Raw genomic sequence first — 14,079 nt, forward strand, 5'->3', positions numbered from 1 at the left:
GAAATTTCCTTTTCTTAAAACGGATCAATTACGTATTAATTTTTAAATTATTTTATCGGATACATATAATATGTATCAACACCAAATATATAAATCTTGCGTATGTAAATAAGAAGAGAATAAAGAAAACAAAAAAAGAACTTGTAAGAATTCCTACAAGTTCTTTTTTAGATAATGTAAAAAGGTGAAACAGAACATCTCATTATTTGTAATAGTGAAATTATCTTACTTATGGTTTTGTTTTATAGAAGATGTACTATATTGAAGATTTGTTCTTATTGTTGATTAAAGGCAAATTAAAGACTGGTAGGAAAGAAGTGCATAAAAGAGAAAGCCTTCTTTACTTATTCTGAAAAGATAATTCAAAAAGCAATTTGTGTATAGAATAAGCAATGCATGAATTCATCAACATTGGTGAAAATAAATCAGAGAATCAATATATAAGCATGAACTTTAGTGGAATAGCTACAAGAAGGGGATAATTCTATAATAGTAGATATAATTATCAAAATTTTCATCTTGGTTACTTTTCGGGTAGGATAAGTAGAAGAAAATAGGAAGTTTTTCTTTGAAGAAAGCTCTTTTGACAGGAATAGATTTTTTCATAACTAGAACAAATAAATTAATAATCGCATATACTGTATTGTCGTTAAAGCAAGACATTATTTTCTCAGAACAAGGGAATCACTAGAAAAATATGTGATTCCTTTATTCTTAAGTATAATGTCAATAGTTGATTTGAAATAACCGAAGAAATAAAATCTTTGTTAATGGACAATCACATAATTTTAGGTATAGTAGGTTTATAATTTAGACTATAAAAATTAATGTATCTTTTATTATTTTAACCAAGAAGACTCCCTCCATAAGGAACTCACAGCAAGTATGGGTAAGTGGGAGTAGTTCAAAGCATGCAATATTGTTTGATTTGGCTAATACATAGATTTATCATCTCAGAACTGGTGTAAGAATTATAATGTTTATACCATTCTATTGTATTTTCTAAAGTCTGTTGTAGGGACCATTTTGGCTGCCAATTAAGATTGAATTTTGCTTTGCTAATGTCAAGATTTAGTAAATTTGCTTCATGAAAATTTATTGGACCTATATTTTCTGCTGTCCAATCCCCGCAGCCCCAAATATCTAGTAAACTGGTCACTAATTTTTCTACTGGAACAATATTGCTTAGGGATGGCCCGAAGTTCCATGCTCCTGAATAAAGGATACCATTATTTATAATTTTTTCTGTAAGGAGTAAATACCCGCTTAAAGGTTCTAGTACATGTTGCCAGGGTCTAATAGCAGTAGGGTTTCTAATAATAATGTTTTTGTTTGATTCTAATGCTCGTATACAATCAGGAATAATTCTATCTATTGACCAATCACCACCACCAATTACATTACCAGCTCGAACGCTTGCAATTATTTTCTTGTGTTGAGAAAAGTTTTCTTCTGAAAAGTAAGAATTTCGATAGGAAGAAATTAAAAGTTCACAGCATCCTTTGCTTGAGCTATATATGTCATGGCCGCCCATAGGGTCAATTTCACGATAACCCCAAGGCCATTCTTTATTTTCATAGCACTTGTCACTTGTCACCATAATTCCTATTTTAGCTGATTCATGTAATCGAATTGCCTCTAGTACATTCATAGTCCCTACAACGTTTACCTCGTATGTTTCTCTAGGATATTCATATGAATAATTAACTAGAGGTTGGGCAGCTAAATGGAATACAATTTCAGGTTTATAATCTGTAAAAACCTTATTTAATTTATTAAAATCTCTAATGTCTCCACGAATATCAATTATATTATTTTGAAGGTTAGTAATGTTAAAGTTATCATTCTTATTTTTAGGATCTAATGAATATCCTATTACAGTAGCACCTAATTCATTCAACCATAGGGATAACCAAGAACCTTTAAAACCAGTATGTCCAGTAATTAAAATTGTTTTTCCGTAAAAAGCATTATTAAAGTTTTGGTTTAACAATTAGTCCACCTCCTTTAGTACCCTATTTTTAGGGGGTTAGGTATAAATGTTTATTATTTTTATACCAATTAACAGTTTTTATAATTCCTTCTTCAATATTAATTCTAGGTTCCCAGGAAAGAGAGTTTTTTATTTTTTGCACATCCGCTTCAGGAACCCATCTTTCATTTGTTCTAGAGGAAATTGCACCGTAATTTGGTCTGGAATTGGTTTTCAAATGTTTGAATAATAATTCTACATAATGTTTCAAGGGGTGAATAGTGCCGCTCCCAATATTAAAAATTTCATTTTGTACAGTAGTATTTTCTACTGCTAGGATACAGGCATCTATTACATTTTCTATATAACAATAATCTCTTAATTGATTACATAAAGTTAAATTTACATCTTTGTTTTGTAATACTCGCAAGATTATATAGCTAAAAATTTTATGCGGCTCTTCGCCTTCTCCGAATATGCCAAAAGGTCTTAATGTTATAAGATTAATATTGTTTTCGCTAGCAATTTGATGGGCGAGTATAGTAGCAGCAGCTTTGGTACTTCCATAGATATCCACAGGAGTTAGTAACATATTTTCATGAATAGGTTCCATCTTGTTACCGTATTCAGAACTACTCCCAAAATTGATGATTTTTTTACAATTCACCAATTTTGCTGCTTGAATAATGTTACAAGTCCCTATAACATTTGTTTCTATAGCATGGATGTAATCTGTATGGGCAGAATTTACACCATAGGCTGCCAGGTGAAAGATATAATCGGGATTAATTTTCTTTATTGCATCTTGTACTTGTTTTTTATCTCGTATATCTATTTCATAGGTTTCAATATATTTTAGAATATCCTTTAGTCTCCAAGAGTTTGATGGTGTTCTTATGAAAAGAACAATTTTTGCTTGTAAATTTAAAAGTCTTCGTGCCAAGTGAGAACCAATAAAACCGTATCCACCAGTAATAAGGAAAGTTTTATTTTTAAATGAAGCAATCATAGTGATAATCTATCCTTTATTAAGATGTATTTTTAGTTGCTGAAATAAATAGATTTATTTTTAAATAAGGAAAGTATCAGTCTTAATTGTGATGAGGGGAGGGGTATTTAAAATAATTTTTTATTGTTGTTGTATCAATTTGATCAGCAAATAAAGAGGAGGAAGGTTTTTGAAAAGTATTATGAAGGGTATGACATGTCTTATTCAATTGTTCAATATAAGGAATGTATATATAATCTAAAACTGCTGGAGGTAATTCTAAAGTTGCGTGTTTCCATAAATCGAACTCATTTGGATTAATAATTTGCATACTTCCAAAATGAAAAGCTATTAATTCATCTTGATCAATAAAAACTTTATTATCTGTTTTGGATATAGAACTGCTATTTAAAATGACATTCCAAGGTGCTGCATCAATACCTCTATGAGTCATGATTTTTATATTAGAAAAGATGTTAGGAATGTGATTTAAATATTTTTGATCACCCCATCTATCCATTTCAACATCATAATGATTATTACAATATTCGAGGCATTTATCTTTCCACCATGTTAAAATTTCTTTACTATTTTGATCGTTTTTGAAGCCTACTAAACCAGCTTGGTATATACCGTGTATGCTTTCAATTTCAGTAGAGCTTCTTTGAGGGCAAAGGAATACAGAGTATTTCCACCACTCATCAAGAATGATATTAGGTGCTGTAAAGAAATACATATCAGCATCACAATATATAATGTGATCAACTTCCGGATAAAGACTAAGGACATGTAGACATAGGGGCGCTTTTAATGTCCAACAATACTCTTGTAAACTTCTATCATTTTTTATACTGAGGAGTTCATGATTTTCAATTTCTTTTACCGGAATTAGTATGGCGTGCTTTAATTTTAATTTCTCTAATATTTGATAAGTTAGATCATCCATACAACAGATCCATACAGTAAATTTAGCGTTGAAATTTTCTAAGGAATAATAAGAGGTCAATCCTTGAATTAATCGTTCTTTACTTATAATCATGGAAAAGTTCATAAAATGATTGGATTGATTCATTTTTCTTCTTAATTGTGAATCTTTATATAAAGTTTGAGCTTTATTTATATCTTTTTTACTTAAAAATTGTTTAGTATCTTTATTGAATTTATCCTTTAATTGCTTTAAAACAAATTGAATTCTCTCTAAATACGGAGTGTAAATATGGTTTAATATATTATTGGGTATTGAAATTTCTCCCAAAGACCAAAGATCAAAATCATTTTCAGTAAAGATAGTAATACATGCAAAATGGTAAACAACTAGTTTGTCGTTTTCAATAAATATATCATTTTTAGTCTTGTCAATTTTATAATCGTTATTATATATACAGTTCCAAGGCGCAGCATTTATACCTAAGTTATTTGAAATTTTTACTTTTGGAAAATAAATAGGGATATAATCTAAATACTTTTGGTCGCCAAATTTTCCCTCCTCAGCCTCGGCACTGCACCAATCTATACATTTATTTTTCCACCATCTTACACTTTTTAGTCCATAGAGATCATTCTTAAATCCAATTAGACCAGCCTGATATTTTCCATACATTTTTTCTACCCAATCCCGATCTCTTTGGGGGGTTAGGAAAATAGAATGGTCACCCCATTCCTCAAAAATAATATTAGGGTCAGAGAAAAAACATAAATCACCATCACAATATAGAATAGATGGTAAATCATAATTGACCAATAAATATTCTATTAAGACAGATTTTAAAGTCCAACAATATTCATTTACTTTTCTTTTTCTCTTAATTGCTTTTAGTTCACGATCTTCTAATTCTTCAACTTGTAAAAGGTTTACATTAATTAAACTCATTTCTTTTAATAGTGAATATGCAAAAGGGTCTATACAACAAATCCACAATGTGAATTTTTCTGAGTACTGCATTAATGATTGCTGTAAAGCAATAATTTTCAAGACATACTCACTACCTACAATGACGCAGAAATGATTATTTAGATCATGTTGTTGATTATAGAATTGGGGATTAATTCTTTTTTGGGTATTTTTTTTGGAGAGATTTGAAGCTTTAATTCCTGTTGAAAGTGGGTTAACTATTTTCTCATTAGAGGGGATGTACAATCGAGGTAAACTTATTTTTTTATCATTAGAGTTCAATATTTATTCAGTCCTCTCCACTAAAATTTATTTGGATTCCAACTTTCATTTACAGTTTTTAAATCTTTAGGTGTATCGACACTAGCCCAAAAGTCATTGTGTTCATAGACGGCGAGCTCATTGTCTTTTATTAAATTTCGAAGAGGATCTTCTTCTAGAACACAATCATCATTATTACTTAAATAATTGAATATTTCTTTGTTAAATACAAAAAAACCACCATTAATTACTTCATCAAGTAATGGTTTTTCTTTAAAATCAATAGCAATTCCATCTTCGACCGCCAATAGGCCGTATTGACTATTTTTTTTAATTCCAGTTAATGTAGCAATTTTTCCTTTTTCTTTATGGAATGCTATTAGTTGATCAATATCTATATTAGCTAATCCGTCACCATAAGTTAATAAAAAGGTTTCACCCTGTACAAAGGATTCAAGTTTTTTTAGTCTTGCCCCGGTCATTGTATCAATTCCTGTATCTATAAAGTGTATATTCCAATTTTCTAATTTCTGAAGTAGCGTATATTGACTGGTTTTAAAATTCAAACTAAAGTCATTCTCTTTCCAGCTAAAGTCCATAAAATATTCCTTAATTTTCTCACCTTTATATCCTAAGGGCAAAATGAAATCAGAATGTCCATATTTTCTATACCAATTCATTATATGCAAGAGGAGAGGCTTTCCTTGAACTCGAACTAATGGTTTGGGAATGTCCTCTAAAATTCCTTGCATCCGAAGCCCTTTTCCGCCACACAAAATTATGACTTTCATAGATTTATTTCCTTCCTCTCTATATGTTTTACTAATTTAAACTATGTAGTTTGTTTGGTAAATGTATACACGGTTGTACCATAATGACAATCAACTAAAAAAATATGTTAGATTTATAATTCAGATGCTGATTAAACGTGGAGAATACACATTGTAGTTTATCATTAATTATATGTAAATTAGGTTCTTTTAAAATCTATGCTTTAGTTTATTTAATATTAATGAAAGAAATTGTTTGTTCTTAAGATAAAAGAAGGGGAAGAAAATCAAGGGAATTGAAGAAGCTTATAATGAAATATCCAAGAAGACAAAATATAAGATAAAGTATGGAAGTAAGTAGTTGTGAATGCACTACATAAGCAGAATATGCTGATCGCATAAATGATTTTACAGAAATCAACAGAAGAATAACAAAAGGAATTAACCATTTGAAGGAAAATGGAACAACTATTTTTACATTTTATAAATTCAAAAAAGAGCACCGCATAAAGGTGCTCTAGTGATGGAACTAATTTTGTAAAGAACTATTTATTCAATAAAGAAGGACTTACTAATTATTATATGAACGTTTTGTTAATTAAGTGTGTATCAATTAGACAGGAGTTTTATTTCTCTACACCTATTTTATTTTACGGGCCAAATCATGTTAAAAGTAAGAAGAAAATTATTAAGTTAATGTTATTTTGTTTAAAATAACATCCCAATCGGAATCATCACCTTCCCATCTATCCTGATAACGTGGGAGTTCAATTGAACAAACCCTCGATATTCCCCAATTTTGTTCAACAATATTAGATATACCCTCCTTGAAATTAACAATAAGAATATTAAAATCCTTATTTGTAATTTTAGATAATACGTTTTGTAATTCAACCGCTTCATCTCGATTTCCCCAAATTCTAATGAATAAAATGGATTCACTACTATTTATTTTTTCAAGGAATCGGTTAATTCTAGTGTCTAATTTAGCTTTAAAAGAAGGATAGGTTGATTTCAAATCCTTTTCTGAATTAATAGGAAAATCATGCATTGAAAAACAATTATAATAAGTGTCCTTTATACAGTAGGTAATTCGTTCTGCCCATTTAATTTGATTATCAAATTCTGATTCAATAAGACCGTAACTTTCTGAACCTTCTATAACCATATTTTCCAACTTCATAAATTTTTTAAATCGATTTTGAAGTAATCTGTTTACATCTGAAAGTGATGGATAATAAAACCAATCTAAAGGTCCAGAAAATGTTCTTAAATTGTGTCTTTTGATTTGGTTGGTGACTTGACACAATCCTCCTAAACTTACAATTACGCCATAGGATTTTTGTATATCTTCTAGGTTCATCCTCATCATCCTTTATAAAAGTAATTTAAATTATCTGTTCAGTATATGATACAATAACATATTGATGTGGACCTATATATCACAGTACATAGAGCTAAGACATTTGTATAAATTTAAAAAGTTAAATACCTAAGTTGAGGGATTTCATCTTTGACGTTATATCATGGAGTTACTATTGGAATGAAAGCTGGTAGGGATATTGCGCCAGAGTTATATTTTCTCCAGTGACTTAATTTAGAAAACTGTTCTTGATTACTGTAGTAAAATTGTTGTTCTTTTAAAACAATCCTTAGATAAAAAAGAAAAATCTATTGTTTAGCATTTAACCAGTAGATTTTTCTTTTCATCTTCATAGTTTTCCTTCCTCTCTTAAAGTTATGATATATAATCTTTTAAAGACTGACACGGTGCATTTTTTTTCATAATGCACGTAAAAAAATCAGTTTAAGAATTATGTGAAATCGTGTCAGAAAATTAAATGTAATTATATATGTATTTAAGATGATATCAATCCACATATATTTTTTAATTTTTAGATAAATGTAATGATAATGGCTTCTTAAAAATTAATTTAGCACCTTGTTTATTTAGAAAAGTCCTATAAACCATTTAGTTCATAGTAAAAGTAATATATTTGATATTAAATGTCTTGCATAATGCGATAAAATTTCACAAGTTTTTATCAATATATATAGAAAAAAGGTAACGAAACTTAAGTGATATTTAATACTTTTCATATTTGTGAAGTATGTGAATTTGTTTATTGTAACATCTAAGATGTTAGATGTTATTTTTTAAACATTACTTATCCCGATTCATGAAAAGTATTTTAATGCATTATTTTTATTTTATGTAACAATATATAGTTTTAATATTAAAACTAAAATATGGAAGTAACATAGGGGATTTACGCATATAGTAATGTTGATGGTAAAATTAACAAAATTTTCATTTAAATCAGATAAAACTATGGTGTTTTTAACTTATAATCATGTTACTACGATGAAAAAATGGCTACTAATTAGTTAATTTAAAAATCAATTTTAGATAGGAAGAGGATAATGAAGACCAGAGATAGTTATAAAATTATTGTAATTGGTGCTGGGACAGCAGGACTATCTTCTACTGCACATTTATTACGAAATGTACCCCTATTGAAAGAAAGTATAGCAATTATTGATCCATCAAAAAAACATTACTTTCAGCCACTATGGAGTTTAGTGGGGGGAGGAATTGTTTCAAAGGAAAGTACGATGCGTAATCAGGAATCGCTTATTCCAAAAGGGGCAACGTGGATCCCTAAAAGTGTTGTTGAGTTATTTCCATCTGAAAATAAGATACTTTTAGATGACGGACTGCTACTTGAGTATGAAATTCTTATTGTAGCAGCTGGTATCCAAATAAATTGGGACAGTATTAAAGGCTTAAAAGAGTCTATTGGCACTAATGGGGTATGTAGCAATTATTCTTATACATATGTTGATTCTACTTGGAGAGAAATCGAAAAATTTAAAGGAGGAAATGCGCTTTTTACCCACCCTAATACTCCTATTAAATGCGGTGGTGCTTCACAAAAAATTATGTACTTAGCAGAGGAGTATTTTTGTAATAGTGGTGTAAGAAACAGAAGTAAAGTAATATTTTATTCTGCAAACAATAACATATTTCAGGTTCCACGATATGCAAATACTTTAGAACAAGTACTAGAAAGAAAGCAAATTATAACGAATTATAATAAAAATCTAGTGGAAATTATCGCCGAAAAGAGAGAGGCAATTTTTGAAGATACGCAAACACTAAAAAGAGAAACCGTACCATATAGTATGATACATGTTGTTCCGCCAATGGGGCCACCTAATTTTATTAAAGAGAGTGAGATAAGTGATCATCAGGGGTGGGTAGATATAAGCCCTTATACTTTGCAGCATGTGCAATATAAAAATATTTTTGGACTTGGAGATTGTACCAATTTACCTACCTCTAAAACTGGAGCAGCAATTCGAAAACAAATACCCGTCTTAAAACAAAATATTATGGACGTACTTAGCGGAAGAGATTTACAGGCTAAATATGATGGATATACATCATGTCCGATTGTTACAGGATATAAAAGTCTTATACTTGCTGAATTTAACTATGAACATAAGCCTCAAGAAACGTTTCCATTTAATCAAGCGAAAGAACGGTATAGTATGTTTTTACTTAAAAGATATATGTTGCCATATATGTATTGGAATTTAATGTTGAAAGGGATTCTATAGGAGAAGATAAAAAGTGGTTACAAAAATTGAAAATTAATTTGAAATAACTAATTGGAGGGAATAGCTATGCTTTTAAAATATTTTTATGATGAAAAATTAGCACATGCTTCCTATTTAGTCGGTTGTCAGAAAGAAGGCGTAGCAATCGTTATTGATCCTAGTCGCTATATAGAACAATATATAGAATTTGCTAAGAAAGAGGGGATGGAAGTAATTGCTGCGGCTGAGACTCATATTCATGCTGATTTTCTTTCTGGTTCTAGAGAACTTTCTAATCTTTACCATGCAAATTTATATGTATCTGATGAAGGAGATTGTGATTGGAAATATCAATATCTTAACGAAGGTCGATACAAATTGGTTAGAGAGGACACAGAGTTTAAAGTAGGTCATATAAAATTTAATGTAATTCACACCCCAGGGCATACGCCTGAAAGTATTTCTTTTTTAGTAACTGATACAAGTCAAAATAATTATACGAATGATAAACCGATAGGAATATTCACAGGTGATTTTATATTTGTAGGAGATATAGGAAGACCGGATTTATTAGAAACTGCAGTCGGTATTAAAGATACTGCAAAAATAGGAGCGAAACAATTATTTGATTCTATACAAAAAATAAAAATACTTCCTGATTATTTGCAAATATGGCCATCACATGGTGCGGGAAGCGCATGTGGAAAAGCATTAGGAGCAATTCCAACTTCTACATTAGGTTATGAAAAGATGTTCAATTGGGCATTTCGGTGTAATGAAGAAAGTGATTTTATATCGACTTTATTGACGGGACAGCCAGAGCCTCCAAAGTATTTTTCATTAATGAAGAATTTAAATAAGTATGGTCCGCCAATTCGTAAGAAGAGAAAAAGTACTGCTATTAATACAGTAGAAGAACTTCAAGAAATTTTGAAGAGCGTTTATCAAATAGTTGATATAAGGGATGTAGAGAGTTTTGCTGCAGGTCATATCGAGAAGTCAATTAACATACCTTATAACAATTCTTTCACAACTTGGTGTGGATGGTTATTAGATTATAAAAAAGAAACTTTAATAATTCTAGATGAGGAAAAGGTTAAAGTAGAGGCAGTTATTAGAGAATTTGAATCTATTGGGTTAGATAATATTATTGCTTTTGCACCCTTAAAAGTAATACAAAGACTTGATAGATTTGAAAGTTACAAAGAAAAAACATCGATTGAATTATATCCGCATATAAAAGGTGGAAGCGTTAAGGTTATCGATGTGCGTAGTAAAAAAGAGTGGGAGGAAGGACACCTTCATGATGCAATACATATCACTTTAGGTAATCTATTTGAACAACTAGATTATATACCGAAAGATTTTCCAATAGTTTTGCAATGTCGAACCGGATTACGTTCCGCTATAGCAGCTAGTATTTTACAAAGAGCTGGTATAAAGGAAGTAGTGAATTTAAAGGGAGGATTTCTTGCATGGAAAGAAGAAGGGCTTCCTTATACAACATGCAATCTCAATGTGTAGGAAAATATTATATGCTAGGTAAGAATAATTAAAAGAAGTTATAGATGACGTGTTAGAAAAGGGAATCATAATTGGCGCAGATTCAGGAAATACATTAGGATTATTAATTGATTATCCAGTTAAATATGAAAATGTAATATTTGTTTTAGCATTAAATAATTTAACATTGGATCCATCTTTTATGGAATGGCAGTGTTGGAAGTACTTAGGTATTATCAATAAGAACCCAATTTAAAATTCTCTTGGATGCAAGAGAATTTTTTTATTGGGAATAGTAAGGGGGAGGGGAGGTGCATTACATATGGGAAAAGGTAGAAGTAATAATGCTGGTAAAAAGCAACCGAATTTTGATGATTCATCTAATTTTGCTAAACAAAGCCAACCGACAGAAAAGAAGAAGAAATAAGAACAGGAGCTCTCTTGATAAAGGGAGCTCCTGTTAAAAGTGGACTGACGTTTCAGAATAACATATCGATGGATTAACCCAATAGCCATAAATACAAGGGTTTAATTTTTCGAAGGGCACCTAATTTAATATTATTGTCCCGCTTTTTTATACTTATTGACGCGTTAAATCCATTTAAAATGCTCCTTAATGGCGTTGGGCGTGACCTTCATTAAAATTTTTTAAACCTAATGGGACTTACCATTAAGAGGGCGAGGATTAAAGTAATCCATGCATTACCATATGAAAACAATGCCATACCAGCCAATGATAATCCTGCAGCTGGAATAGGTAATCCCTTAAAATATCCAATAGTTGGTTTAATACTAAATTTTGCTAATCTTAAAGCACCCATTGTTGGGAATAGGATAAATGCCAAAGAAGTTAAAATAGAAGGTGTTGCTATCGTATGAAATAAAAGCGCAGGAGCGACGCCGAAACTAACAATATCAGCTAAGGAATCCAATTCTACGCCAAACTCACTGTTCACTTTTAATTTTCTTGCAATTCTTCCATCAAGAAAATCTAAAACAGCTGAAAAGAAAATGAGAATGGAGGCTGCTCCTAAATATTCACTCATATTCAAGGTGATTGAGAAAACACCGCACAATAAATTTCCAATCGTAAATAAATTCGGTATAACTTTTACAAGCTGATTAAACAAGTTTGTTCCTCCTAAATTAATTAAACTTCACATTTCTGTAGCAATTTCTATATATTCTTCCGTTATTCTTAAAAATATATGACCACTGTATTACTGTAAGCTAATTAAATTTCGATAAGAGAAAAATTGATTTCTTAAATGTTCCACTGGTTTATAAAAATGTTTAATCATTTTCAGTACGCGTTATTGAATATTAGCACCTGATAGTTGATATTTCGAGTAGTCAGGGATTTTCCGGTTCTGGTGCAAAAATTCAAGGTAATTAAAAATAATCTCTAAAAAGGAGACATAATGATACTATTATTTTAAAAAGGTTCGTGGTTGGTATCGAATATAAAAAAATAGAATTTTTATACAAAAATCACCCGAAAGGTTGCCTTTTGTACCTCTTAAAATGACTGAAGATGTGTTTACTTGAGTTCATTAGGTAGTTAGAGGTTGATAGACTATCTTTAACGAAAATGTTGAGTAGTTCATCTTCATTATATATCAATTTAATAATGATTGGGGATTTAGAAAGTTCCATGGAAAGTACATATCAACCTGATTGGAAGATTGGAAATTTAATAACTGGTGATACATTTTACTTAACGCAACATTTTGGTGCGCAAATGAAAATTTTTAAAGTCCACACAAATGGTACCCTAGAACGCTTCCAAACAATAGAACCAGAATTAAAATAAAATTTTTGTAGCATCAATTAAATTCATTTCTTTTTATGCAAACACACTTTCAGCGGAACTAACTTCTTCACTATTTTGCGCTGGAAAGACTTTATAAAAAATGGTTACGTTTTCTGATCTTGAAATAACCCTCTCAAATTGCAATCCTGCTTTTCTAAAAGCTTTACTGCATCAACAATAGAAGTAATTGCTAAAAAGGTTATTCAAATGAAATTTATAAAAGCTTGATAGGCGATACCAAGTGAAAATACCGTAGCTACTATATGTGCAGTCCATTTGGGCATATTTAATTTCAATACGGTATTGTACAAGATTCCATATACGATACAAATAATTAATATAAATGCAATGAATTGAAGAACTAATAAAAATAGCGGTTGTCCCATTTATTTTCACTTCCTTTGTTTAATATATTAATATAATTTATTTAGAAGTGAAAGTTTTATTTCTATGAATTTCCAAAAATGTGATATGAAAGGGATAGTGGTAATCACAAGAATTACTGCAAAACTATAATGTAACTAAAAGTATTATTACGAGATCAGTAAAGTAGTAAAAAAGGTCGCCATTCAAGGCGACCTTCTTTACTATGCGTTATACCCAAATAATTTTAAATCTTCTCCTGAATCTGAAATGATTTTCTCAAATCGTAATCCTACTTTTTCTAAAAGCTTTCCTGAGGCAATGTTATCTATAGAAGTAATTGCTACAATTCGTTTCATGCCGAGCTTTTGTACACCGTATTCGATTATCGCAGAAGCTGACTCGTAGCCATATCCTTTTGAACGGAATGTTTCTAAAAAGGCAAATCCGATATCAACGTCTTCTAATGAATCTCTTTTAATAAGGCCACACATACCAAGTGGAGTGAGATCTTCTTTTCGTTCTACTAAGTAAAGGCCAAATCCGAGTTTGTTATACATATCGATGGGACCGTTTACAATATAATTTTTTGCATCTTCTAAGTTTCTAACCCCTTTGTCACCGATAAACTGAATCCATGCAGGATCGTTTACTAACTCAAGAATAAAAGAAGCGTCTTTTATATCAAACCAACGAAGATTTAGACGTTCGGTTTCAAGAACTATCAATTATTACACCACCTTTAAAAAGTTATAACAATTAGTATGGATTGTGTAAAACAAAAATGCAACATATTTTAATGGGGGTGTTTGTTCACATAAAGTTCGTTTGTTTTGTATAGAGAGATATTTTATAATTAGGATTGATTGTAAAGAGTGAGATACTTATACAATGACTCCTAGGTGACTAGGAGTT

The 14,079-nt window shown here is 30.4% G+C and carries 12 protein-coding genes; 4 read left to right on the forward strand and 8 right to left on the reverse strand.

Annotation, left to right across the window (positions count from 1 at the left end; all coding sequences use genetic code 11):
• Positions 1-904 precede the first annotated feature (904 nt).
• The 5 genes from rfbG to ACTFRM_RS08100 all read right to left on the reverse strand — a co-directional run bounded on the left by rfbG (position 905) and on the right by ACTFRM_RS08100 (position 7,245).
• Entirely contained in the window at positions 905-1,993 is a 1,089-nt protein-coding gene (rfbG, locus tag ACTFRM_RS08080; protein ID WP_000934347.1) for a CDP-glucose 4,6-dehydratase, read from the reverse strand.
• Positions 1,994-2,021: 28 nt separating this feature from the next.
• Positions 2,022-2,981 (reverse strand): NAD-dependent epimerase/dehydratase family protein, encoded by a 960-nt coding sequence (locus ACTFRM_RS08085; RefSeq protein WP_000561952.1) that lies wholly within the window; start codon positions 2,979-2,981, stop codon positions 2,022-2,024.
• Between the two features lie 82 nt (positions 2,982-3,063).
• Complete coding sequence (locus ACTFRM_RS08090; protein ID WP_440043173.1) at positions 3,064-5,133, reverse strand: glycosyl transferase; 2,070 nt, start codon at positions 5,131-5,133, stop codon at positions 3,064-3,066.
• A gap of 20 nt (positions 5,134-5,153) precedes the next feature.
• On the reverse strand, positions 5,154-5,903 hold the full coding sequence (locus ACTFRM_RS08095) for a sugar phosphate nucleotidyltransferase (protein ID WP_000864434.1): 750 nt from the start codon (positions 5,901-5,903) through the stop codon (positions 5,154-5,156).
• 667 nt (positions 5,904-6,570) lie between these two features.
• Positions 6,571-7,245: a papain-like cysteine peptidase gene (locus ACTFRM_RS08100; RefSeq protein ID WP_001047153.1), complete on the reverse strand. Its 675-nt coding sequence runs from the start codon at positions 7,243-7,245 to the stop codon at positions 6,571-6,573.
• A gap of 1,061 nt (positions 7,246-8,306) precedes the next feature.
• Here ACTFRM_RS08100 and ACTFRM_RS08105 point away from each other — a divergent pair.
• From ACTFRM_RS08105 to ACTFRM_RS08115, 3 genes are all read left to right on the forward strand, one after another.
• Positions 8,307-9,506: an FAD/NAD(P)-binding oxidoreductase gene (locus tag ACTFRM_RS08105; RefSeq protein WP_440043174.1), complete on the forward strand. Its 1,200-nt coding sequence runs from the start codon at positions 8,307-8,309 to the stop codon at positions 9,504-9,506.
• Between the two features lie 66 nt (positions 9,507-9,572).
• Complete coding sequence (locus ACTFRM_RS08110) at positions 9,573-11,009, forward strand: MBL fold metallo-hydrolase (RefSeq protein WP_257115602.1); 1,437 nt, start codon at positions 9,573-9,575, stop codon at positions 11,007-11,009.
• 49 nt (positions 11,010-11,058) lie between these two features.
• Positions 11,059-11,244 carry a hypothetical protein gene (locus ACTFRM_RS08115; protein WP_000890297.1) on the forward strand — a complete coding sequence of 62 codons (186 nt, stop codon included), beginning with the start codon at positions 11,059-11,061 and terminating at the stop codon, positions 11,242-11,244.
• Positions 11,245-11,626: 382 nt separating this feature from the next.
• On the opposite strand, the gene pssA is transcribed toward ACTFRM_RS08115, so the two are convergent.
• Positions 11,627-12,118: a CDP-diacylglycerol--serine O-phosphatidyltransferase gene (pssA, locus tag ACTFRM_RS08120; RefSeq protein WP_071741076.1), complete on the reverse strand. Its 492-nt coding sequence runs from the start codon at positions 12,116-12,118 to the stop codon at positions 11,627-11,629.
• A gap of 500 nt (positions 12,119-12,618) precedes the next feature.
• Between pssA and ACTFRM_RS08125 the strand changes: the two genes are divergently transcribed.
• Positions 12,619-12,801, forward strand: a complete 183-nt coding sequence (locus tag ACTFRM_RS08125; protein ID WP_002000399.1) for a DUF5065 family protein — start codon at positions 12,619-12,621, stop codon at positions 12,799-12,801.
• A gap of 203 nt (positions 12,802-13,004) precedes the next feature.
• On the opposite strand, the gene ACTFRM_RS08130 is transcribed toward ACTFRM_RS08125, so the two are convergent.
• Both ACTFRM_RS08130 and ACTFRM_RS08135 read right to left on the reverse strand, forming a co-directional pair.
• Positions 13,005-13,187: a hypothetical protein gene (locus tag ACTFRM_RS08130; protein WP_000531430.1), complete on the reverse strand. Its 183-nt coding sequence runs from the start codon at positions 13,185-13,187 to the stop codon at positions 13,005-13,007.
• 201 nt (positions 13,188-13,388) lie between these two features.
• Positions 13,389-13,892 (reverse strand): GNAT family N-acetyltransferase, encoded by a 504-nt coding sequence (locus tag ACTFRM_RS08135; protein WP_000636213.1) that lies wholly within the window; start codon positions 13,890-13,892, stop codon positions 13,389-13,391.
• Between the last annotated feature and the right edge of the window lie 187 nt (positions 13,893-14,079).

The organism is Bacillus cereus group sp. MYBK227-1 (assembly GCF_051916325.1).
In the GTDB taxonomy this organism is placed as follows: domain Bacteria; phylum Bacillota; class Bacilli; order Bacillales; family Bacillaceae_G; genus Bacillus_A; species Bacillus_A cereus.